We start from the raw sequence: 20098 nt of genomic DNA on the forward strand, positions 1-20098 counted from the left end.
TTTATTCCCCCCGGTCGCGGTTGGTGGTCCTTGGGGGGTGGGGGGGAGGCCCGGCCCCCCCCCCCCGTGGGGGGGCCCGGGGGGCGGGGCCCCGGCGCGACAGGGTCGCGCCGGTGAAGGGCGGGGGCGGAGGGGGGCGGGTGGCTTGTGGGTGGGGGGTCAGACCTGGGCGGAGATGGCGCGGCGGAGGCCGAGGCCGACCTCTTCGAGGCGGGCGACGGACATGCGGTCCTTGATCGCGGTCACGCTCACCGCCGCCACCGGCGCGGTCTTGCCCAGGAAGACCGGCGCCGCCACGCACCGCACCCCCGGCTCGTTCTCCTCCAGGTCGAGCGCGTACCCCTGCTGCCTGACCTGGTCGAGGTGGGTGGCCAGCTTGGCGGGGTTCGTGATCGTGTTCCTGGTCCTGGCGGCCAGCGGCCCGTAGCGTTCGGCCCACGCCTTGACCGACTCGTCCGTCGGGTACGTCCAGGCCAGCAGCGCCTTGCCCACGCCCGTGCAGTGGGCCGCGTTGCGCCCGCCGACCACCGAGGTCATGGTGATCGACCGCACCGCCTCGACCTTGTCCAGGTAGACGACCTCGGCGCCGTCGAGCATGGCCATGTGCACGGTCTCGGAGAACTCCTCGCTCAGCCGCAGCAGCAGCGGCCGGACGAGCGTGCGCAGGTCCATCGATTCGTAGAACCGGAAGGCCGTGGCCAGCATCTCGGTGCCGAGGAAGTACGGCCCGCTCGGCTCCGGCTGGGCCGCGAAGCCCCGGTGCTTCAACGCCCCGAGCAGGCGGTGCAGCGAGCTCTTCGGCAGCCGCAGCCTGGTGGCCAGCTCGTCGAGCGTCACTCCCCTGCTGTGTCTCCCGATCTCCTGCAGGATCAGCAGGGCACGATCGACGCTCCCCACAGGGGACTGGGTCTCAGCCACTGAACTCTCCCTCGCCTGTTCCGCTGATCGGAATGCTAGCGCGTAATACGGAACACTCCGCACACGCGGTCGCACAGTGGTCGTCTCAGCGTAGTCAGCACAGCCCTGTGTCAGCACAGAGCCGTGGGAAGGGAACGGGCGGCTACGCCCGGCGGGGGTCGAGCTCGGCGACCGGGACGCGCCGGAAGACGATGCTCTCGTACGGCCCGAAGTCGCCGGTCTCGAACAGCAGCCCCACCGTGTCGCCGTCCACCCTGACCAGGTCGGAGTAGGCGGCGGGCAGGCCCGACACGGTGTGCACGGGATGCCAGGTGACCCCGGCGTCGGTGCTCGCCCGTACCGTCATCAGGGCCCGCGCGTCGGGTGCGGCAGGGCCGGAGAACAGCAGCACGCCGGGCGGCTCGCACCACAGCACGCTGCCCTCCACCACCGGCCCCACCAGCCCGGCCTGCGGGCGGAAGGGCAGGTCGAGCCGCTGGCCGCCGTCGGAGGAGCAGGCGTCGGCGCGGGTGCCCGGCGCGGCGGAGTCCGTCCTGGCGTTGAGGTAGAGGCGGCCGTCGGGCAGCTCGGTCGCGGTGGTCTCGTTGACGTTGACGTAGCCGTCGGGGTTGTCGTCCACGTAGCCGATGCGCCAGGTACGGCCGCCGTCGTCGCTGAGCAGCGCGTGGCCGCCGTTGTAGCGGCCCTCGGTGCCGTCGTCCGAGCCGGACGGGGGCAGGGAGTGGTTGCCCGGCACCACGACGCGCCCGCTCCGGAGCCGGACGGCGTGCCCGGGGCCGGTGGCGTACCAGCGCCACTCGGGGCGCTTGACCTGGGCGGTGATCTCGCGCGGGGGCGCCCACGTGATCCCGTCGTCCGAGCTGGCCTGGACGAACACCCGCCGCCCTTCAGCCGCCTGCACCTGACCCCGCCTGATCTTCTCCTCCGTCGCCGACGGGCCCTGCCGGACCGTGACGAGCAGGATCCGGCCGTCGTCCAGCACCACGGGCGCGGGGTTGCCCACGGTGCCGCGGCGCGGTTCGGTGGCGACCACCTGAAGGGGACCCCACGTCAGCCCGCCGTCGGCCGACCGCCTGAGCACCAGGTCGATGTGCCCCGAGTCACCGGCGGACCCGCGCCGCCCCTCGGCGAAGGCGAGGAGCGTCCCGGCCCCGGTCACCACGACCGCCGGGATGCGGAAGGTGTGATAGCCCTCAGACGCCGCCCGGTACACCACCGACGTGGGGTAAGGAGTCATGCGCGAACGCTAGGCCCCGCAGGTGAACGTCTCCCGACCTCCGGCGGACGTCCCGATGCCAGCCCGGCGGCCAGGCAGGCCAGCGGGAGAGCCGGTACGACGTACCGCACGTCGTACCCGCTCAGGAAGGACGGCGCCACGACCAGCACGGCGGCGGCCACGCCGGGCAGCAGCGCGTCCGGCCGCCGCCGTGCGGCCGCCACCGCGAGCGCGCCGCCGAGCAGCGCCAGGAGCACCGGGTACGGCAGGTAGCCGAAGCGCTGGTAGGCCCGCAGCCAGCCCGCGTAGGGCTCGACGATCCGGGTGTCCGCCGGCCCGCCCTCGTACGCCCCGGCGATCCGCCGTACGGACGCGCGCAGCGGGCGCTCCTCGTAGGGGAACCAGTACGGATTGATCTTCCTGACGGACGCCTTCCTGGCCGTGGTGCGCTCCCAGCGCAGCAGCCACCGCAGGTCGCGCCCGACGGCGGCCAGGTAGTCGCCGGGCTGGGCGAGGACGGCCTCGCGGGCGAAGCGCCCGGCCAGCGCGTTCCGGTCGCCGGGGACGGCGGCCAGGGTGGGCCCCCACATCCAGTGGGCGGGAGAGGGCCGCCCGGCCACCGGCGTCCTCGGGCAGAGGGGGGCCAGCTCGGGCTCCGGCCTGATGACCGAGCAGTCGGCGAAGGTCGTCGTGCGGGCCCACAGGAACAGGCCGTCGGCCCTGGTCAGGCCGAAGGTGCCGCTGGTGGCCCACATCCAGGAGGCGTACCCGAGCAGCGGCGCCGCCCCCGCCAGGACCAGACAGAGCAGCGCGCGCGGCCCGGGACGGCGCAGCAGCAGGCAGGCGGCGGCCACCACGAGGACGGCCACCCCGATCGTGCGGGTGACGGCGGCCAGGCCGAGCAGCACGCCGCCGGCGGCCGCCGTGGCCGGGGTGAGCCGGTCCGACAGCGCCAGGATCCCGGCCGTGACCAGCACGGTGAACAGCGCGTCCGCCATGATCATGTGTTCCAGCAGGATCAGGAACTCGTCGTACAGCAGCGGCGCGACGGCGGCCGTCGCGCCCCAGCCGGGCAGGCCGCGCCGCCGCAGCAGGGCGTAGACGGCCACGGCGAGCGCCGGCCCGGACGCGTGCTGCACGGCGGCCACCAGCGCCAGGCTCTTCCCGGGCCCGAGCGCGGCCAGGAAGAGCGAGTACCCGAGCGGCCGGAACGTCCCGGGCACGGGGTCGGCCGCGGCCTCCAGATAGGAGAACGAGTCCGCCCAGAACCACAGCGCGGGCCGGTACCCCGCCATCGCGAGCAGCCGCAGCGCGACGGCGGGCACCAGCGCGACCAGCAGCGCCCGATGCCGCCCCAGGGCGTTTCCGGGCAGCACGAACACAGGAGACGGCGCCGGCATGGGGGAGCTCCTTCATGAGGGTGCCGAGCGGGCTCCCCCGGACGGCGCGGGCATCTACCCGGTCTCTCCGTCGCGGGCCGAGAGGGTTCACGCCCGTGGCCACCTCGGGTGGCGCGAGCAGGGCATGAAAGAGTGCGAATCGAGGACGAGTGTGGGGAGGCAGTGTGGCTGAGGAGTTCGACGTCATCGTGATCGGGGCCGGTCCGGCGGGCGAGAACGTCGTCGCGCGGGCGGTGCGCGGCGGGTTGAGCGCCGCGATCGTCGAGGAGCGGCTGGCCGGCGGCGAGTGCTCCTACTGGGCGTGCATCCCGAGCAAGGCGCTGCTGCGCCCGGTCGACCTGGCCGGCGAGGTGTCCCGGGTGCCCGGGCTCTCGCTGGGGCCGATCGACGTGGCCGCGGTGCTCGCCCGGCGCGACGAGGCGGTCTCACGCTACGACGACTCCGGGCAGGTGAGCTGGGTCGAGAGCGTGCCGGCGGAGTTCGTCCGCGGCAGGGGGCGGCTCGACGGCGAGCGGCGGGTGGTCGTCACGACCCCCGACGGCGGCGAGCGGGTGCTCACGGCCCGGCAGGCGGTCGTGCTGGCCACCGGCAGCACGGCGGCGCTCCCGCCGGTGCCGGGCATGGCCGAGGCGAAGCCGTGGACCAGCCACGAGGTCACCGCCGCGACGAAGGTGCCCGAACGCCTGGTGGTGATCGGCGGCGGCGTGGTCGCCTGCGAGATGGCGCAGGCCATGCACGGGCTGGGCGCGCGGCAGACGACCGTGCTGGTGCGCGGCGGCGGGCTGCTCGGCCGGGTCGAGCCGTTCGCGGGCGAGCTGGTGGCCCGGTCGTTCGGCGAGGCGGGCATCGACGTGCGCCTGCACACCGACGTGGTCAGGGTCGAGCGGCCCGAGCCGGGCGGCAAGGTGACCGTGCACCTGTCGGAGGGGCCGCCGCTGGAGGCCGACGAGCTGCTGGTGGCCACCGGCCGCAAGGTCGCCACGCGCGGGATCGGACTGGACACGGTCGGCCTGCCCGACGACGCGCCCGTCGAGGTCGACGACAGCATGCGGGCCACCGGCGTGCCGGGCGGCTGGCTCTACGCCGTCGGCGACGTCAACGGCCGCGCGCTGCTCACCCACATGGGCAAGTACCAGGCCAGGATCTGCGGCGACGTGATCGCGGCGCGGGCGCACGGCGACGACCTGCCCGCCATGCGCGACCTCGCCGGCGGCTTCGGCGCGCCGCAGGTGGTCTTCACCGACCCGCAGGTCTGCGCGGTCGGCCGTACGGAGGCCGAGGCCAGGAAGGCCGGCTTCCGGGTGCGCGCGGTCGAGTACGACCTCGGCTCGGTCTCGGGCGCGTACCTGCTGGGCGACGGCTACCGGGGCCGTGCCAAGGCCGTGGTGGACGAGGACAGGAAGGTGCTGCTCGGCGTCACCTTCGCCGGTCCCGGCGTCGGCGAGCTGCTGCACGCCGCCACGATCGCGGTCACCGGCGAGGTGCCGCTCGACCGGCTCTGGCACGCCGTGCCGTCGTTCCCGACCGTGAGCGAGATCTGGCTGCGGCTGCTGGAGACCTACGGGTTGTAGGCGACGTCCGACGTCCCCCCGGACGAGGTCGGGGGGACGGGCGGCGGGATGGCGCCCACCGTCAGCTCCGCCACGGTCTCCTCGACGCTGCCGCGCAGCTCGACGTGGGAGAGCAGGTCCGTCAGCCGCAGCACCGACAGCAGGTGGTCGGACGGGCTGACCACGATGATCCGGCCGCCCGGCTCCGCCTCCATCCGCTGGATCGCCGTGGCCAGCACGCCGATGGCGGAGGAGTCGTAGAAGACCAGGTCGCCCAGGTCGAAGACGAGGACGGGTCCGGGCGACCAGTCCCACACCGCGTTGATGTGGGCGCTGAACCTGACCCGTCCCGCGTGGTCGAGCTCGCCCGTGGCGCGCATGACCGTGCACTGCTGATGCCGGGTCGTCTCGATGCTCAAACCGTTCCCGCCCACCTATGACAACTGCCCGCAGAGTGGCGTTATCACCGGTGATCACCAGTTTTCCCGCCGAAACGGCGGGTCTCGCAGGTCACGCGGGTCGAGGGAACCGGAGCTCCCGCTAGTCCGAGGTGCCCGACTCCAGCGTCGGCAGGACGCCCGGCACCCGCTCGATCACCACGAGGAACGGCGAGACCGTCGGGCTCGGCAGGACGAGCTCGGTGACGTTCCCGTGGACGGTCTGCCCGAAGGGCCCGGCCACGCCGTCCCTGAGGCTGTAGACGCGCTCCACCGTGGGGGCCGCCGTGCCGAGGAGCTTCCTGGTGGCGTGCCGCAGCCAGCGCAGCTCGCTGTTGACCCGCCGCCAGGTCGCCGGGATCATGCTGGCCGCCTCCGCCTTCGTGCCCAGCCGGAGCGTGATCCGCCCGCTGGCCCCGAACGTGTCGCGCAGCACCGGGTTGACCACGAACATGCCCGACCGCAGGACGCGCACGCCCTGCCGGTTGACGTTGGCCAGGCCGCCGCCGCTGATCAGCGAGGACAGCTCGCAGCGGGAGCCGTCGAGCGTGTCGGGGTCGTAGTCGACCTCGGGCGGCTCCTCGAACACGATCTTGTTCAGCCGCAGCCCGGCCGCCCCGTCCTCCTGGACCCGGCCGGACAGGAACGTGCGCACCTCGTCGCAGACGCCGTCGCCCTCCATGATGTCCAGGGCCTCGACGCAGATCAGCCCGTCGTCCGGGATCTCCTCGGGGGTCAGGTCGAAGGCCACGCGGGCGTGCGGGTTGCGGCCGCGCAGCAGCACGCACTGGCGCAGGCGGCCCTGGGAACGGATCTGGACGCACCGGGGCGTCGTGAAGTCGGGGCCCGTCCTGCCGGTGTGCCAGCCGCTGACCGACCGCTCGTCCATGGACAGCGACATCTGCACCCGCAGCGGCCGTCCCTGCGCGGACACCTTGAAGCCGACCAGCCCGGACGTCTCGAACCTGCCCACGATCTGGCTGCCCCGGTGCAGCCGGTCGATCACCTGCAGCGCGGGGAACCGCCCGCTGGTCACGTGCACGGGCGGGATCGCGGGCAGGATCACCGGGTCGAGCTCTGTGATGGGTCCTGTTCCGGTCATCGGGCGCTCCTCGCGGGGGTCAGTGTGGTCTTGGCCAGGTCCTGGAAGTCGAATCGGGTGAGCACGGGGTCGCGGCGCTCCCACATGCGGCGCACCGCCTCGAAGAGCGGGTCGCCGTCGGGCTCGGCGTGCCGCAGGGCGACCGCCAGGGCCCGCGGGTAGTCGGGGCCGAGCTCCCAGCGCGGCAGGACCTGGGTCGGCACGTCGGCGCCGCAGCGGCGCAGCCACAACCACAGGCGGGCGCGGTCGCGCTGCTCCGGGCCGAGGATCGTCTCCGCCTTGCCGTGCACGGCGACGGCCTCGCCGAGCCGGTCGCGCAGCTCCTCCGGCGTGCGCGCGAGGTGGGTGGCCCCGCAGGCGGCGCCCTCCGACCAGCCGGCCTGGATGACCGGGACGCCGAAGGCGGGCAGGTCGCTGCCGCCGAACGTGACGGCGACGTCGGTCATGCTCCACAGGATGTTCGGCGACAGCAGGCCGGAGCGCAGGCGGTCGAGGAACAGCCAGTTGGCCGACTCCTCGCCGGCCGCGTACCGCTCGGCCTCCTCGAACAGCTCGGTGTCGCGGCCCGGCATGTGGCCGAACACCGTGACGGTGGGCCGGCCGGGGTCCAGGCGCAGCCGGGAGCAGCCGTAGAGGCGGAGCTGGCGGCGTTCGGTGTCGGTGCGGACCTGGTAGCCCTCCTTGGCCCGCCACGCCGTACGCTCGGCGCTCGGCCGGATCGCCTCCCTGTTGGGCCAGATCTGGCGCTCGAAGAACTCCGCGACCCGGCCGGGCAGCTCCTCGCCGAAGGAGACGGGCGTCTGCCCCGGGAAGAGCGCGTACGCCTGCAACGACCCGGTGCCGTGCACGTGCACGACCGGGATGTCGGTGCGCACGCCGGGATCGATCCGGCTGGTGACCAGCGCGTCGGGCGGCCCGAGATCGGCGGCGGCCCCGAACGCCTCGGCCAGCGGCCGCCACCGCGGGTCGGTGAGCACGACCAGCCGGGCCGACAGCAGCCCGCACACGGCCTTGGCGACCATGACGGTGCGCACCACCGCCCGGACGTCCTCGTCGAACGCCTCGGCCACCACGCAACCCGTGTCGCCCACGCTGTCCCCCCAGTACGCCCTGGCGGCCGAGACCAGTTGATCGACCTGCTCCTCGTCGTCCACGACACGACGCATGAAATCCTCCACCAAGGCCAGGAAGAATCGCCCCGGTGAACGTTGCCAGACCCTCGCGCGCGCACCCGCGCGACAACACGCTTCTTTGCCGGGCGCTGCCCGAATCTCAGACGGCCTCGACCTGGTCGATGACGAAACGGCTGTTGGGGACGGCCGGAGCGCGCCACGACGGCATGCGCAGGTCCTGGGCCGGCACGCCGTAGGTCATCCAGCGGGTCAGCGCGGTCACCGCCAGCTTCATCAGGTCCACGGTGATCCACTCGCCGGGGCACCGGTGCCCTTCGTAGTGGTCGCCGCCGCCCTGGGGGACGAAGTCGTACTCGCCGCCGTCCCATTCGGCGAACCGTTCCGGGCGGAACTCGCCTGGGCGGTCCCACAGACGCGGGTCGTGGTCGATGCCGTACAGGTCGAGCAGTGCCCGCCGGCCCTGCGGGAAGTGCTCGCCGTTCCAGGTGAAGGGCTTGGCCACCTTGGCGGCGACGAACGGGAAGAACGGATAGAACCGGCGCACCTCCTGGACGAAGTGCTCGACGAACTGATCGTCGCCCTCGCGGACGCGCTCGTAGTACTCCGGGTGGGCGTGCAGGGCCATGGCCGCGAACGTCACGAACCTGGCCACCGCCACCGTGGGCCGCAGCACGTTGTGCAGCTCGACGGCCGCGGTCCTGGCCGGGAGCAGGGTGCCGTCGGGGTCGCGGTAGCCCGCGATCAGGCCGGTCACCGTGCCGGCGAAGCGGCCGGGGTCGTCGCGGGCGAAGCGGATCAGGCCGGACAGCCACAGGTCGCCCTTGATCCGGGCGTACCGGCCGCGCAGGTAGCGGGGGCCGAGCCCGCCCGCGCCCTCGATGGCCGCCTGGAGGGTGGCGGTGACCTCGGGCACCCGCGCGGGCGGCAGCGGCACGCCCGTCCAGTCGCAGACCGCCTGGCACAGCAGTCTGCTGACCTCCTCGTACAGGACGACCCGCGGCATGCCCTGCCAGGCGCGGATGCGCTCGCGCCAGCGCCGGCCGGTCAGCTCCGCCAGCCGGTCGCGGCCCTCCCGGCCCATCAGCGACATGAACATGGCCTTGCGCGCCCGGTGGGTCTCGCCGTCGAGGGCCTGCACGCCGTTCCTGCCGAACAGCGTCGCCTGGAGGCGCCGGGGCGCGGCGCCGTCCCGGACGAACAGCTCGGGGTCGTAGAAGACCTCGGCGGCCTGCGCGCCGGTCATGCAGATGGTCGGCTGGAGCAGCAGCCGCGTCTCGAAGACGTCGGAGCCGAGCCGCCGCGCCCGGTCGCCGATGAAGCGGTACGGGTCGAGCAGCAGCGTCAGGGTGTCGTCCAGGACCGGCCTCCGGCGGGGAGCGGTGACCGGCTCACGGACCCGCGCCTGCTCGCGTGGCAACACTCGGTGAGAAGTCATGACCACGCCCTATCCCCGCAGACCCCCAGGAAACGAATTCGACGGGAAACCCGGCGAACCAAATCCCGTGCTTCGGCGTCTCACCCGGGGTAGAAGCATCCACCGCCGGCGCGCGCTTCGTCTTTTTACAGAGAGCAGGTCATGGGCGGGTTTAGGATGCACCCAAAAGCCGAGATGGGGAGGTTTTTCCGCATGGGTTCCCGAATGTCGAGCATCGTGCGCCTGACCGGGGCTGCGATGGCCGCGGGAGTGGTGGCCGCGGCCATCGCGCTACCGGCGGTCGGCGGCACCGGAGCGATGTTCGTCTCGGCGTCCGAGGAACTGAACATCAAACCGGAAGACCTCAAAGAACCGCCGCTCGCCGAGAAGACGACGGTCCTCGACGCCAAGGGCAACCAGATCGCCCAGTTCTACGAGGAGTACCGCGAGAACGTCTCGCTCGACGAGGTGGCCGACATCATGAAGACGGCCATCATCTCCATCGAGGACTACCGCTTCTACGTGCACGGCGCGATCGACATCGAGGGCACCGTGCGCGCCCTCGCCAAGAACCTCAGCAGGGGCGGCATCGCCCAGGGTGGCTCCTCCATCACCCAGCAGTACGTCAAGCAGGTGCTGCTCAACTCGGCCACCACCGAGAAGGAGAAGAACGCGGCCCTCGAAGCCAGCTACGCCCGCAAGCTCAAGGAGCTGCGCTACGCGATGGCGGTCGAGGAGAAGTACAGCAAGAACGAGATCCTCGGCAAGTACCTCAACATCGCCTACTTCGGCGCCGGCGCGTACGGCGTCGAGGCGGCGGCCAAGCGGTTCTTCGGCGTGTCGGCGGCCGACCTGACGCTCCCCCAGGCGGCCACGCTGGCCGGCGCGGTCCAGGACCCCAACCGGACCGACCCCAACCTGGGCAAGGAGTCGCGCGCGCAACTGCTCAACCGGCGCAACGTGGTGCTCGACCGCATGCTGGAGCTCAAGAAGATCACGCCTGAGCAGCACGAGGAGGCCAGGGCCAAGAAGCTCGGCTACAAGGGCACCCCGCTGCCCGGCGGCTGCGGCGCCAGCCAGTACCCGTACTTCTGCATGTACGTGCGCAACGAGATCCTGAGCAACCCGGCCTTCGGCAAGACCAAGAAGGCCCGCACCCAGTTCCTCAACCGGGGCGGCCTGGAGATCAAGACCACGATCGACCCGAAGATGCAGGAGGCCGCCGAGGAGGCCATCAAGAAGCACGTCTTCGCCTCCGACAACCCGGTCGCCTCCGAGGCGCTGGTCAAGCCGGGCACGGGCGAGATCAAGGCCATGGCCGCCAGCCGCAAGTACGGCAACTCCAGGCGCAAGCACGAGATGTCGTACAACGTGGTGGCCGACGCGGTGCACGGCGGCGGCGTCGGCTTCCAGGCCGGCTCGACGTTCAAGACGTTCACCCTGCTCACCGCGCTCAAGCAGGGCATGAAGATCAACGACGGCTTCAACGTGGGCAGCGGCTACACCGCCCCCAACTACTGGGCGTTCAAGAACTGCAAGGGCCAGAACGTCGGCGACCCGAGCCACACCGTCACCAACGACGAGGGCGGCGGCGGCTTCAAGTCGCTGGCCACCGGCACCTGGGGCTCGGTGAACACGTTCTTCATGACGCTGGAGCAGAAGGTCGGCCTCTGCAAGGTGGTCGAGACCGCCAAGTCGCTCGGCATCAAGCGCTCCGACGGCGGCAAGCTCCAGGAGTTCGAGACGTTCACGCTCGGCATCAACGAGATGGACCCGGTGACCGTGGCCACGGCCTACGCGGCGATCGGCGCGCGCGGCAAGTACTGCCCGCCGACGGCCATCACCCAGATCACCGACCGCAACGGCAAGGTGACCGAGTACAAGCCCAAGTGCACGCAGGCGTTCGACCCCGAGGTCGCCGACGCGGCGGCGAACATCCTGTCCGGCGTCTTCACCAAGGGCACGATGCGCGCGGTCGGCGGCATCGGCCGTCCGGCGGCGGGCAAGACCGGCACCACCGACGACCAGGCCACCGCCTGGTTCGCCGGGTTCACCCCCGACCTGGCCGGCGCGGTCAGCATCGGCGACCCGCGCGGCTCGACCACCCACAAGCTGAACGGCATCACCATCGGCGGCCGGTACTACTCCTCGGTGTTCGGCGCCTCCATCCCCGGCCCGATCTGGAACGCCACCATGAAGGCCGCGCTCAAGGGCACCCCGGCGACGGCCTTCACCCCGGTCGACTCCTCCCGCTTCGGCGGCTGCGGCCAGGGTTGCGCCCCCCGCAGGCAGGAGCCCGACGACAACGGGGACCAGGGCCTCACCGACGTCAACCCCGACGGCGACTTCGGCCCCGGCCAGGGTTACCAGAACGGCGACGGCAACGGTCACGGCCGCGGCCGCGGCAGGCGCTAGAGACGGGCGTCCAGGGGTATCCGGCGCGTCCCGGATACCCCTAACGGATGGTCAATATGTCGTGATCGACCTGCGGCGGGAAAACCTCCGGCGGTGACCACCGCCCCCACCTGAGCAGATTCGGCGGGCGTCCGCACACCCGGACGCACCCCCTGCAAAGGCCCTATTAACAGCGGCGAAACATTGGTAACGTGGGAGCGCTCCCAGGATCTTTCCGCGAGGTGCTCCATGACCGAGCAGCCCACACTGGCACAGGTGGCGGCCGCTGCAGGGGTTTCCCCCGCGACCGCATCTCGAGTCCTCACAGGCTCGGTGCGGGTCAGTACCTCGACCCGCCGGCAAGTCTACGACGCCGTCTCCCGCATGGGCTACGTCCGACAACGCGCGCCCAGGGGCAGCGCCGCCAAGACGCTGACCGACGGCGTCACGGCGGTGATCTGCGACCATCTCCCCCGCCTGTTCTCCGAGCCCTACTACGCCAGGCTCCTGTCCGCCGCCGGAGCGGTGATCGCCGAGCACGGCACCCACCTCATGGTGACGACCGTGACGCCCACCTCCTCCACGCTGCCCGCGCTGTCGGGCGCCGTCCTCATCGTCGGCGCGCGCGAACGCCATCCGCTGGCCATCAAGCTGTCCACCGCCGGCATCCCGGTCCGCAACATCGGCCGGCCGCCCCACGACCTCAAGCTGCCCTACGCCGACGTGGACAACCTCGACGGCGGCCGGCAGGCGGCCGAGCACCTGCTGTTACAGGGCCGCAGGAACGTGGCGGCCATCGGCGGCCCGCCCTCCCTGCCCGCCGCCCGCGACCGGCTCGAAGGGCTCGTCCGCACCCTGCAGTCGGCCGGCGCCCCCGACGTGCCCGTGGCCTACGGCGACTTCACCGCGGCCTCGGGCACGCACGCCATGCAGTGGCTGTTACGCCACGCGCCCGGCCTCGACGCCGTCTTCGTCGCCTCCGACCTGATGGCGGCCGGCGCGATCCAGGCCCTGCGCCGGGCCGGCCGCAAGGTGCCCGCGGACGTCGCCGTGATCGGCTTCGACGACGCCCCCGTGGCCCGGCACACCGTCCCGGCGCTGACCACCATCCGCCAGCCCGTCGAGGAGCTCGCCACGGTCGCCACCCGCCTGCTCCTGACCGGGGCGACGGGGATCGACCCCGTCCTCCCCACGGAACTGGTCATCCGTGAGTCAGCTTGAGCCGGGGGACGTGCTGGCCCGGCGGTACCTGCTGCTGGACCCGCTGGCCCACGGCGGCATGTCGGTCATCTGGCGTGCCTTCGACCAGTCGTTGCAGCGGCTGGTCGCGGTCAAGGTGCTGACCGCCTCGCTGCACACCGACCACGGCGAACGCGTCCGGGTGCGCAGCGAGGCCCGCGCCGCGGCCCGGTTCATCCACCGGGACTCGATCGAGATCTACGACTACGGCGAGACCGTCACCGCGAAGGGCGGCGTGGCCGCGTACGTGGTGATGCCCCTGCTCGACGGCACCCCGCTGGCCGAGCGCATCGCCGAGGGGCCGCTGCCGTGGACCGAGGCGGCGGCCATCGCCCTGCGGCTGGCCCGCGTGCTGATGGCCGGGCACGCCCGCGGCCTGGTCCACCGGGACGTCACCGCCGAGAACGTGCTGCTCACCGCCGACGGCCCCAAGTTGCTCGACTTCGGCATCGCGGCCTGGGCCGGCGACCCCGACGACGACCGCGGCACCCCGCCCTACGTCGCCCCCGAACGCCTCCTCGGCGCCCCCACCCACCCGGCCGTGGACGTGTACGCCCTGGGCGTGCTGCTGTTCGCCATGCTCACCGGGCGCACCCCGTACCCGGAGACGACGTGGGAGGAGATCGAGGCGGCGCGCCGGACCGATCCCCCGCCCCGGGTGACCGGCGTGCCGCACGGCGTCGCCTCGCTCTGCCAGAGCTGCCTGGCGCACCTGCCCGAGGAGCGGCCCACGGCCGAGGAGATCGTCGCCGCGCTGACCTCGGCGCTCGGCACGGCCGGGATCGCCCGGCAGGTGCGGCGCGGGCTGACGGTGGCCGGGTCGGCGCTGCTGGCGCTCACCGTGCTGCTGTGGTTCCAGCGGTCCGAGCCGGAGCCGGTGCTGTCGCCGCAGGTCACACCGTCCGTCACGCCCCCCGTCACGCCGTCGGCCGCGCCCTCCGCCGCGGCGTCGGCCTCCCGGGCGTTGCGGAGCTCACCGGCCGGGCCGGTCACCGTCGAGCAGGCCGTGGACGGCTTCCACGACTCGCTCGAAGACGGCGAACCGTGCGACGCGACCGACGCGGACGTGGTGCTCGACCTCAAGCAGGTGCTCGACTCGCTGGTCCGCGGCCCCGCGGTCACCGGCACGGCCGAGGTGCGGCGCAAGGTCGCCGACCGGGCCAGGGAGGGCCGCCTGGCCCCCGCCTGCCGGGCGGAGCTGGAGGCCAGGCTCAAGGTGATCGACCGGGCCATGGAACCCGGCTGAGGGGTACCCCGGGATCCGCACCCCTCGCGCCCGCCGGATCAGGCGCTGACCAAGATCGGCTGAAAGTTTCACCCGGCGTTGTCGGGACGGCGCCGCCCATGGTTCAATGCGCTGGCCGGGCGGGCTGATCGTGGGCGTTCCTGTGTTCCCCTGCACGAAGGAATCCCCATGAAACACTTTCGAACGGCGGCGCTCACCGCCGCCCTGGTCCTGCTGGCCACCGTCCTGATCGCGCCGCCGCAGGCGCAGGCCCACGGCGTGTCCATGTTCCCCGGCGCCAGGACCTTCCTGTGCTGGCAGGACGGCCTGCGCGAGAACGGCCAGATCCAGTCCTACAACCCGGCCTGCGCGGCGGCCGTCGCCCAGAGCGGCGCGACCCCGCTCTACAACTGGTTCGCCGTGCTGCGTTCCGACGGCGCCGGGCGTACCAGCGGCTTCATCCCCGACGGCCAGCTCTGCAGCGGCGGCACCGGCGGCCCCTACGACTTCACCGCCTACAACGCCGTCCGCTCCGACTGGCCGCTGACCCACCTGACGTCGGGCGCGAGCATCCAGATGCGGCACAGCAACTGGGCCCAGCACCCCGGCACCTTCGTCTACTACGTCACCAAGAACGGCTGGAACCCCGACGGCCCGCTCAAGTGGTCGGACCTGGAGTCGTTCGGCAGCGTCACCAACCCGCCCGCCAGCGGCGGCCCCGGCGGGCTCAACTACTACTACTGGAACGCCCAGCTCCCCTCCGGCAAGACCGGGCGGCACATCATCTACACCCACTGGATCCGCTCCGACAGCAACGAGAACTTCTACAGCTGCTCCGACGTCGTCTTCGACGGCGGCAACGGCCAGGTCACCGGCGTCGGCCCCGGCGGCGGCACGCCTTCGGGCACGCCCACGTCCACCCCGACGGTCACCCCGACGGTGACCCCGCCCCCCGGCGGCTGCACCGCCACCTGGAAGGCCACCGACACCGGCTGGGCCGGTCACTTCCAGGGCGAGGTGACGGTGAAGAACACCGGCACGACGTCACTGAACGGCTGGACGGTCAAGTGGACCTACTCCGGCGGCCAGGGCTTCGAGGGCGCCCCCTGGAACGGCGTGCTGTCCGCCCAGCCGCCGAACGTCTCCGTCAAGAACGCCTCCTACAACGGTCAGCTCGCGCCGAACGCGTCCACCACGTTCGGCTTCAACGCCACCGGCTCGATCCCGAGCCCCGCACCCGCGCTGACCTGCACGAGCCCGTGACCGGACCACGTCGCGGGAAGATCGCGGCAGGCGTCGCCCTGGCCGGCCTGGCGCTGGCCGGGGCGACGCTGTTCGCCGCCCACCAGGAGTCGGCGCGGCTCGACCAGGAGCTCGCCGCCCAGGTGACGCTGATCCTCGAACGGGCCACGCCCCAAGAGCACCACGACCACGGGCACGGGTTCGAGGCTCGGGTGGTGTGCGCGGTGGAGCCGTTCGGCACGGACCCGCCGGACGCCGCCGGCCTGGCCGAGGTGCGCTGGGTCTACGCCCGGCACCTGTGCGCGATCGTCGGCGAGAGCCGCGACTGGGCGATGTCCGTCCGGGCCTCGGGGCCCATCGCCGTCCGGCTGGGCGTGCCGCCGCAGGTCAAGGTGCCTGCCGCCGGGCCCGGATATCCGGAGCGGGTCCGGGCGCTGATCCCCGCGCGCTACCACGACGAGGCGTTCGCCGACTTCTCGGACGAGGCCGCCATCGACGCGGCCCGCGAACGCTTCTCCCACGCCCAGGATCCCCGCTGACCGCTGTGCAAGGCCGAGCCGGTGGGTGGTGCAAACGGACGCGGCCGGCTGGGGGTTCGCCGGCCGCGTCCGTCCCATCCGGGCGGGATGGTGTCGCGGGCAGGATCAGTTGATCGGCCTCACCTCCTCCTTCTCTAGCCGGCGCAGGTGTAGCCGGACGGAACGGACGCGTCGCCGTCCGGACGACCGGCCTGGATCCCGAACCCGGTGGCGGCGCCGGGCGCGAGCGTGCCGTTGTAGCTCAGGTTCCGCGCGGTCACGGTCCGCCCGCTGACCGTCACCTCGGCGTTCCAGAAGCCGGTCACGGTGTGGCCCGCGGGCAGCGTGAACGTCACCGTCCAGCCGTTCCTGGCGGTCGTGCCGGTGTTGGTCACCGTGACGGGCTGCAGGACGTACCCGTTGCCCCACCGGCTCTGGACGGTCCCCACGGCCGTGCAGCCGCCGTCGCCGCCCCCGGCCAGGGTGGTGAAGGAGGCCGTGGGCGAGGCGGCCGACTGGTTGCCCGCCGCGTCCCTGGCCTTGACGTGCACCTGGTAGGCGGTCGAGGGCGACAGGCCGGTCAGGGTGATCGAGGTGGTGGCCGTCGCCCCGAGCGGGACGCCGGCCGAGGTGTAGACGTCGTAGCCGGTCACGCCCACGTCGTCGGTGGCGGCCGGCCAGGTCAGGGTGGCACCGGACGAGGTGACGTTCGAGGCCGCCGGGGCGCCGGGGGCGCTCGGCGGGGTCGGGTCGGTGGTGCCGCCCCCGTAGACGGACGCCTGCCTGGCCGTGGCGGCGATGCCGTTGACGCCGTTGAACAGCCGCTGCCCCCACGAGGTGAGCCGGGTGACGTCGAAGCCGGTGACCTGGTCGAGGTACTCGACGCCGCCGCCGTTGCCGCTCCACGACCAGCCCAGGTAGCCGAGGCCGCGGCTCACGGCCTGGGACATGATCGTGTCCTCGTCGGGGTCGCCGTCGGAGTGGTTGAACCCGAACTCGCCGATGACCAGCGGCAGCCCGGCCGTCCGGAACGCGTCCAGGTACGACGTGATCTCGGCGGCGGTGTCGTAGACGCCGTACATGTGCACCGAGAAGATCGTGTTCTTGTCGGGGTCGGCGGCGAGGACGGACGCGGCGTTGTCCCGCATGACGTTCTGCCAGTCCTGGCCCCAGGCGGGGGCGTCCACCATCAGCGCGTGGTGGATGCCGTTGGCGCGCAGCTTGGCGATCGCGGCCTTGGTGGCCTCGGCCCAGCCCGGCGTGGTGGCGTTGTTGCCGATCGGCTCGTTGCCGATGTTGACGACGACGTAGTCCTCCTGTCCGGCCAGGGCGCTCTTGACGCTGATCCAGTAGTCGGCGGCCTGGTCGAGCGTGTACGCGCCGCTCTGCTCGCCGTACCCGGTGGTGTCGTGGTCCTCCAGCACGCAGATGAGCTTGTTCTGCTTGCACAGGGAGACCACGCCGGCCACGTCGGAGGCGGGGTTGGCGCTCCACCGGCCGCCGCTGAGCACGACGCGCACGGTGTTGGCCTTCAGCGACCTGATGTCGGCGAACGCCTTGGTCTGGGCCGGGTACCAGGTGTGGGCGTGGCTGGTGCCGCGCATCACGAACTCCTGGCCGTTGCCCTCCAGGATCTTCGTGCCGCTCACGTGGATGCCGGTGGCGGCCCGCGCCGCGGTGCCCGGCACGATCAAGGAGGCGGCCACGAGCGCGGCGGCGAGCGCCGGCGCGGTGAACAGTGATCGCATGTGCTGCCTTTCCCTGAGCCGGTGGATCCGCCCTCGCCCCTGCTCGGCGGCCGGGACGAGGGCGGGGTCGGCGGGCTCAGGCGGGGGTGCAGGTGAGGTCGGGGGTGGACGGGGTGCCGTTGGCGATGAAGCCGAACGTGGTCGTGGCCCCGGCGGCGAGCCCGCCGTTCCACGCCTCGTTCCTGACGGACACCGACGAGCCGGTCTGGGTGAGCTTTCCGCCCCAGAGCTGGGTGATCTGGTTCGCGGACGTCCAGGCGGCCGTCCAGCCCGTGATGGCCGTGGAGCCGGCGTTCTTGACGGTCACCTCGGCCTGGTACGCGCCGCCCCAGGCGTTGGTGACCTTGAACGTGGCCGCGCAGCCGCCCTGGGGCGGGTCGGCGGTCGTGAAGGACGTGCCGTCGGACGGCGTCGAGCTGTTGCCCGCCGCGTCCCTGGCCACCACCGAGACCGTGTACGCCGTCGCCGGGCTGAGCCCGCCCAGGTCGTACGAGGTGCCGGTGGCCGTGCCCGCCTTGGCGGACCCCAGGTAGACGTCGTAACCGGTCACGCCCACGTTGTCCGTGGAGGCCGTCCAGCTCAGCTTCGCCGCCGTGCCCGTGATCGCGGAGACCGCGGGCCTGCCCGGCTTGCTGGGCGCTGTCGTGTCCCGCTCCTCCGGACCCGGGGGCTCACCCCAGATCTTGGTGGCGCCGCTGTAGAGGGTGATGTTCTTCGTCTGCACCGGAGTCGCGCCCGGCGTGGCCGGGATGCCCTGGTACGACCAGTCGTCGGCCGGGTTCCAGGCGCCCGCGCTGGTGATCCTGAACTGCACCTCCCTGCGGTGCTGCGACTGCCCGGCCGGGGCGATGACCTGCCCCGAGCAGTCGATGTTCACGTAGAGCACGCTCCCGCCGGCCGAGCCGAGCGTGGGGGCCTTGCACTGCGTGTAGGCCGACGACACGCTGATCTGCGAGGCGGTCGTCGAGCCGTCGAGGGTGAAGTAGTAGCGGAACGAGCCGTCCGACAGGACCCGGGCGGGCCAGGCCGACTGGTTGCGCACGATGGCCTTGATCTCGGTGAAGTTCGTGCCGGAGGCGTTCACGCCGGCCTCGACGAAGATCTCCGGGCCGTCCGGGGTCTCGGCGGGCGGGAAGTTCGCCGCGGGCGCTCCCCCGTACTCCTTGTAGAGCCGGGCCAGGGCGCTGGTGAAGCCGGCGTTGTAGTCGGTGGCGACCTCGTTCATGACGTAGTCGTCGCGTTTGTCGGCGTAGACGTCGTCGGGGTCGGGCGGGCCGCCGACCAGCGCGCCGTACAGCGTGTGGCGGCTGTTGACCGGGTTGGTGATCTGGTCGGTCCACGAGCCGTGCGCCGTGCGGTGGTGCGGGTTCTTCGGCGGGTTGGCCCCGAACCCGATCAGGTACGAGGAGTTGCGCGGGTTGTCGCCGAGCGCGTAGTTGATCTGCCGGACCGCGAAGTCGTGGTAGCGGGCCTTGCGCGCCGGGTCGCTGATCGAGTCGCTGTGCACGAGCGCGACGAACGAGGTGTTGGCCGCGTACCGCAGCGACCCCCACCGGTCCAGCACGGCCTGGCCGCCCGGCGAGTACCTGACCTTGGAGCCGTTGACGCCGACCGTCCACCAGTCGAGCCAGCGGTCGGCGTCGTCCAGGTATTTCTGCTTGCCGGTGAGCTTGTGCAGCAGCACGTACGCGCCGTACGACTTGTCGTCCCAGGCGATCGTCCACTTGTACGACTTCGTCGTGGTCTGCGGTTCGTTGCCCAGGTTGTCGTAACCGGCCTCGGCCTTGGCCAGGTAGGCGGCGTCGTTCGTGGCCCGGTAGAGCCAGATCGCCCCCCAGACCAGCTCGTCGTTGTAGCCGCTCCAGGAGTTGTAGTACCCCTGGGCGTCGCTGATGCAGTCGCTGTACTTCTTCCTGACCGTGTCGGCGAAGGAGTACAGCTGCTTGGCGTGCGTCACCAGCTTGTCGGCATATGCCGGATCGGTCGGACGGAAGACGATCGACGAGGCCGCCATCGCCGCCGCCGTCTCCCCCGCCAGGTCCGAACCGCCGCAGGACGCGTCGATCTTGTAGGCCGGCCGGTTCATCTGCATGGCCTCGGCCGGGCCCCACCAGGCGTGGTCGGTGCCGCCGTTGCCGACCTGCCCGTACAGCACGTTGGCCGACGGGTGGGCCTTGACGAAGTAGTCGTTGACGAACCTCAGGTTGTTCAGCAGGTGGGTGAGCTGGCCGGAGCCCGCGTAGGCGTCGCGGTACTCCACGCCGCCCCAGGCCAGCATCGTGGCCGAGAAGGCCATCGGGAAGCCGAACTTGACGTGGTCGCCCGCGTCGTACCAGCCTCCGGTCAGGTCCAGCCCGGCATCCTTGCCGTCGTTCAGGCCCGAGTCGCCGCGCCAGGAGACGCGGTTCCAGGCGGGCAGGTCGCCCGACTGCTGGGCCTCGTAGAACCACAGCGACTTCTGCAGCGCCTCACCGTAGGAGAAGGCGGGCGCGGCCGCGTGGGCCACCGGCCCCACCCCTGCGAGCAGGGGCAGGACCAGCGACGCCGCGGCGATCATCGCCG

General features: G+C 72.3%; 15 protein-coding genes. 6 read left to right on the top strand and 9 right to left on the bottom strand.

From position 1 onward, the window contains the following. Positions 1 to 159 precede the first annotated feature (159 nt). From ACWCSD_RS15860 to ACWCSD_RS15870, 3 genes are all read right to left on the bottom strand, one after another. Positions 160 to 918, bottom strand: a complete 759-nt coding sequence (locus tag ACWCSD_RS15860; RefSeq protein ID WP_397155551.1) for an IclR family transcriptional regulator — start codon at positions 916 to 918, stop codon at positions 160 to 162. Positions 919 to 1060: 142 nt separating this feature from the next. Beyond that, positions 1061 to 2155: a sialidase family protein gene (locus tag ACWCSD_RS15865; protein ID WP_449915582.1), complete on the bottom strand. Its 1095-nt coding sequence runs from the start codon at positions 2153 to 2155 to the stop codon at positions 1061 to 1063. Then, the gene (locus tag ACWCSD_RS15870) at positions 2152 to 3534 is read right to left on the bottom strand and encodes a hypothetical protein (RefSeq protein WP_449915585.1); all 1383 of its coding nucleotides are present in this window, start codon (positions 3532 to 3534) and stop codon (positions 2152 to 2154) included. The genes ACWCSD_RS15865 and ACWCSD_RS15870 overlap by 4 nt, the downstream gene beginning before the upstream one ends. Positions 3535 to 3698: 164 nt before the next feature. Between ACWCSD_RS15870 and ACWCSD_RS15875 the strand changes: the two genes are divergently transcribed. Further along, positions 3699 to 5105: a dihydrolipoyl dehydrogenase family protein gene (locus ACWCSD_RS15875; RefSeq protein WP_397155545.1), complete on the top strand. Its 1407-nt coding sequence runs from the start codon at positions 3699 to 3701 to the stop codon at positions 5103 to 5105. Here ACWCSD_RS15875 and ACWCSD_RS15880 read toward each other — a convergent pair. The 4 genes from ACWCSD_RS15880 to ACWCSD_RS15895 form a co-directional block, all read right to left on the bottom strand. Next, entirely contained in the window at positions 5093 to 5503 is a 411-nt protein-coding gene (locus ACWCSD_RS15880) for an STAS domain-containing protein (RefSeq protein ID WP_397155543.1), read from the bottom strand. The genes ACWCSD_RS15875 and ACWCSD_RS15880 overlap by 13 nt on opposite strands. A 121-nt stretch (positions 5504 to 5624) precedes the next feature. After that, positions 5625 to 6623, bottom strand: a complete 999-nt coding sequence (locus ACWCSD_RS15885) for a hypothetical protein (protein ID WP_397155541.1) — start codon at positions 6621 to 6623, stop codon at positions 5625 to 5627. After that, positions 6620 to 7789, bottom strand: a complete 1170-nt coding sequence (locus tag ACWCSD_RS15890) for a hypothetical protein (protein ID WP_449915590.1) — start codon at positions 7787 to 7789, stop codon at positions 6620 to 6622. The genes ACWCSD_RS15885 and ACWCSD_RS15890 overlap by 4 nt, the downstream gene beginning before the upstream one ends. 106 nt (positions 7790 to 7895) lie before the next feature. After that, complete coding sequence (locus ACWCSD_RS15895; protein ID WP_449915592.1) at positions 7896 to 9191, bottom strand: cytochrome P450; 1296 nt, start codon at positions 9189 to 9191, stop codon at positions 7896 to 7898. A gap of 192 nt (positions 9192 to 9383) precedes the next feature. Here ACWCSD_RS15895 and ACWCSD_RS15900 point away from each other — a divergent pair, with 192 nt between their 5' ends. The 5 genes from ACWCSD_RS15900 (at position 9384) to ACWCSD_RS15920 (ending at position 15809) form a co-directional block, all read left to right on the top strand. Continuing rightward, positions 9384 to 11585 (top strand): transglycosylase domain-containing protein, encoded by a 2202-nt coding sequence (locus ACWCSD_RS15900; protein ID WP_449915594.1) that lies wholly within the window; start codon positions 9384 to 9386, stop codon positions 11583 to 11585. A gap of 228 nt (positions 11586 to 11813) precedes the next feature. Next, positions 11814 to 12785, top strand: a complete 972-nt coding sequence (locus ACWCSD_RS15905) for a LacI family DNA-binding transcriptional regulator (RefSeq protein WP_352358712.1) — start codon at positions 11814 to 11816, stop codon at positions 12783 to 12785. Then, on the top strand, positions 12772 to 14049 hold the full coding sequence (locus ACWCSD_RS15910) for a serine/threonine-protein kinase (protein ID WP_397155532.1): 1278 nt from the start codon (positions 12772 to 12774) through the stop codon (positions 14047 to 14049). The genes ACWCSD_RS15905 and ACWCSD_RS15910 overlap by 14 nt, the downstream gene beginning before the upstream one ends. A 168-nt stretch (positions 14050 to 14217) precedes the next feature. Next, on the top strand, positions 14218 to 15291 hold the full coding sequence (locus ACWCSD_RS15915; RefSeq protein ID WP_449915597.1) for a lytic polysaccharide monooxygenase: 1074 nt from the start codon (positions 14218 to 14220) through the stop codon (positions 15289 to 15291). After that, positions 15288 to 15809: a hypothetical protein gene (locus tag ACWCSD_RS15920; RefSeq protein WP_358291678.1), complete on the top strand. Its 522-nt coding sequence runs from the start codon at positions 15288 to 15290 to the stop codon at positions 15807 to 15809. Before ACWCSD_RS15915 ends, ACWCSD_RS15920 begins: the two co-directional genes overlap by 4 nt. Before the next feature lie 134 nt (positions 15810 to 15943). Here the strand turns inward: ACWCSD_RS15920 and ACWCSD_RS15925 are convergent, their stop codons facing one another. After that, positions 15944 to 17536, bottom strand: coding sequence for a cellulase family glycosylhydrolase (locus ACWCSD_RS15925; RefSeq protein ID WP_449915600.1), 1593 nt, complete (start codon positions 17534 to 17536; stop codon positions 15944 to 15946). 76 nt (positions 17537 to 17612) lie between these two features. Continuing rightward, entirely contained in the window at positions 17613 to 20093 is a 2481-nt protein-coding gene (locus ACWCSD_RS15930) for a glycoside hydrolase family 9 protein (RefSeq protein WP_449915601.1), read from the bottom strand. Positions 20094 to 20098 lie beyond the last annotated feature (5 nt).

Source organism: Nonomuraea sp. NPDC001684, from assembly GCF_053596515.1.

Excerpts from the sequence above, each read along its gene's own strand:
- ACWCSD_RS15865 (WP_449915582.1), bottom strand. The coding sequence starts at position 2,155 with ATGACTCCTTACCCCACGTCGGTGGTGTACCGGGCGGCGTCTGAGGGC.
- ACWCSD_RS15870 (WP_449915585.1), bottom strand. The coding sequence starts at position 3,534 with ATGCCGGCGCCGTCTCCTGTGTTCGTGCTGCCCGGAAACGCCCTGGGG.
- ACWCSD_RS15885 (WP_397155541.1), bottom strand. The coding sequence starts at position 6,623 with ATGACCGGAACAGGACCCATCACAGAGCTCGACCCGGTGATCCTGCCC.
- ACWCSD_RS15890 (WP_449915590.1), bottom strand. The coding sequence starts at position 7,789 with ATGCGTCGTGTCGTGGACGACGAGGAGCAGGTCGATCAACTGGTCTCG.
- ACWCSD_RS15895 (WP_449915592.1), bottom strand. The coding sequence starts at position 9,191 with ATGACTTCTCACCGAGTGTTGCCACGCGAGCAGGCGCGGGTCCGTGAG.
- ACWCSD_RS15900 (WP_449915594.1), top strand. The coding sequence starts at position 9,384 with ATGGGTTCCCGAATGTCGAGCATCGTGCGCCTGACCGGGGCTGCGATG.
- ACWCSD_RS15905 (WP_352358712.1), top strand. The coding sequence starts at position 11,814 with ATGACCGAGCAGCCCACACTGGCACAGGTGGCGGCCGCTGCAGGGGTT.
- ACWCSD_RS15915 (WP_449915597.1), top strand. The coding sequence starts at position 14,218 with ATGAAACACTTTCGAACGGCGGCGCTCACCGCCGCCCTGGTCCTGCTG.
- ACWCSD_RS15925 (WP_449915600.1), bottom strand. The coding sequence starts at position 17,536 with ATGCGATCACTGTTCACCGCGCCGGCGCTCGCCGCCGCGCTCGTGGCC.
- ACWCSD_RS15930 (WP_449915601.1), bottom strand. The coding sequence starts at position 20,093 with ATGATCGCCGCGGCGTCGCTGGTCCTGCCCCTGCTCGCAGGGGTGGGG.